Below are 2,288 nucleotides of genomic sequence, written 5' to 3' on the forward strand. Positions count from 1 at the left end.
GCTCTCGGGATCGCCGACGAAATAGACATTGACGATCTTGACGGTCAGGCCCATGACGTCCGGCAGAATATCGTAGAGCGTACCGCTCTTGGTGGACGTCATCGGCACGTGCACGTGGCGCAAAGTATTGCGAGTCATAGCGAACCTCCCTGGCGTTGGCTTCCATGGGGCAGGACGGCGCACGGCACGATGTACCGTGCATACGGCCTGCCTGCCTGGGAGTCTAGACCTCTCGGCGGCAGGCTTTGGTATCCGCATGTCAAAGCGGCTCGCCCCGGAAGAGCCTCGCCACCAGTCGCGGCGCCGAGGGGAAGTAGCCATGAAAATAGCTGGCCGTCAGCGCGCCCAGGCGATAGACCGGCTCGGCCGGGCTGCCGGCCAAACGCCGGGCATGCGCGAATGGCTCGAGTGGCGTTTCCAGCAGCGAATGGTGATAGGTGTGGCCGCGCAGCTCGCCGGCTTCGGTCGCTAGGCTCTGCAACCCCAGCGCGCTGAGCTTACCGGCCATGCGCGCCCGCCCGGGCAGCAACCCCAGCATGGCGTGTTCGCTCCCCTGCCCATCCACCAGGCGCTCCATGCATACCATGAGCCCGCCGCACTCGGCGAGAATCGGCCTGTCGGCGTCGTGATGAGCACGTATCGCGGCCAGCATCGGTGCATTGGCGGCGAGCCTCGCCGCATGCAGCTCCGGGTAACCGCCAGGCAACCACAGGGCATCGCATTCGGGCAGCACAGGGCCGGCCAATGGCGAAAAAAACCTCAGTTCGGCACCCATGGTATCGAGCAGGTCGAGATTGGCCCGGTAGAGAAAGGCGAAGGCGTCATCCCGGGCCACGGCGATACGCATGCCATCGAGCAGGCGGGGCGGCGACTCGGGGGCCTCGGCTTCGAGAGCCACTCGAGCCGGCAGGCGGTCGAGGCCGGCTTCTTTCAGTACTTCGGCGGCGGCATCGAGCTGGGCATCCAAGCCGGCCAGCTCGCCGGCCTGGACGAGACCCAGGTGGCGATCGGGGATCTTCATCGCCTCGCTGCGCGGAATGGCACCGAGCAGCGAGAGTCCTGCCGGCATGCCCCCAGCCAACAGCCTGCCGTGGCCGGGGCTGCCGACGCGATTGGCGATCACCTCATGTATGGCGAGATCGGGATGAAAGTTGGCCAGCCCCTGAGCCACGGCGCCGAAGGTTTGGGCCATGCCCCAGGCATCGATCACCGGCAGCGCCGGCAGGCCGGCGAGAATCGCCAGGTCGGCGCTGGAGGGGTCGCCGTCGAACAGTCCCATGGAACCCTCGACCAGGATCAGGTCGGCCTCACGGGCGGCCTCGGCCAGGCGCCAGCGACACTCGTCTTCGCCGGTCATCCAGGGATGCAGCTGGTAGACCGGCTGGCCCGAGGCCACCTCCTGCAGCATAGGGTCGAGATAGTCGGGGCCGTGCTTGAACACCCGCACGCGGAGCCCCGCGTTGCGGTGCAGCCGCGCCAACGCCGCGGTGACCATGGACTTGCCCTGGCCGGAGCCGGGAGCGGTGATCAGGGCGGCATGGGCCTCGCCGCGAATCGTCGAAGTCGTCATATCACCTCACGGGTACGAAAACGGGGGCGCCGTCGATCTCGGCGGTGGCCAGGCGTTGACCATAGAGCCGCTCCAGGGCGGCGGGCACCAGCATGCGCTCGGCCGGCCCCCAGCACGCCTCGCCGCCGGGGTAGAGCAGCAGCAGATGGTCGCACCAGCGTGCCGCCAGGTTGAGGTCGTGCAGGCACATCATGACGGCCTTGCCCTGGGCGGCCTGCTCGGAGAGTAGTGCCATCACCGCGGTCTGGTGATGCAGGTCGAGGTGGTTGGTGGGTTCATCGGCAAGCCAGATATTCGGCGCCTGGGTCAGCACCGTGGCAATGGCCAGGCGCTGCCGCTCACCGCCGGAAAGCGTGCTCACCAGCCGCTCGGCCAAGTGGTCGACGTCGAGACGTTCGAGCGCTGCCTCGGCCAGACGCAGGTCCTCGGCCCCCTCCATCTGCCAGGGGGAAAGCCAGGGGTGGCGGCCGATCAGCGCGGTCTCACGCACCGTGGCGGGAAAACCATCGTGGCGCTCCTGGAACACCAGCCCCAAGGTACGCGCCACCTGCCTCCGGCTCAGCGCGGCCAGCGGGCGACCATCGACGAGCACTCGGCCGGTCCGCGGTGCGCGCAACCCGGCCAGGGTATGCAACAAGGTAGTCTTGCCGGCACCATTGGGGCCTAGCACGCCCCATACCTGCCCCGGTTCGACGCTGAGCGACAGCGGGCGACCGTC

General features: G+C 68.1%; 2 protein-coding genes. Both read right to left on the reverse strand.

What is annotated here, in order from left to right; translation table 11 throughout:
• Positions 1-259: 259 nt before the first annotated feature.
• On the reverse strand, positions 260-1,570 hold the full coding sequence (locus QPM17_RS23505; RefSeq protein ID WP_285394166.1) for a cobyrinic acid a,c-diamide synthase CobB: 1,311 nt from the start codon (positions 1,568-1,570) through the stop codon (positions 260-262).
• Position 1,571: 1 nt separating this feature from the next.
• Positions 1,572-2,288: ABC transporter ATP-binding protein (locus tag QPM17_RS23510; protein ID WP_285394167.1), on the reverse strand; the 717-nt coding region annotated here is incomplete at its 5' end.

This window comes from Marinobacter azerbaijanicus (assembly GCF_030250645.1).
GTDB lineage: Bacteria > Pseudomonadota > Gammaproteobacteria > Pseudomonadales > Oleiphilaceae > Marinobacter > Marinobacter azerbaijanicus.

Excerpts from the sequence above, each read along its gene's own strand:
- QPM17_RS23505 (WP_285394166.1), bottom strand. The coding sequence starts at position 1,570 with ATGACGACTTCGACGATTCGCGGCGAGGCCCATGCCGCCCTGATCACC.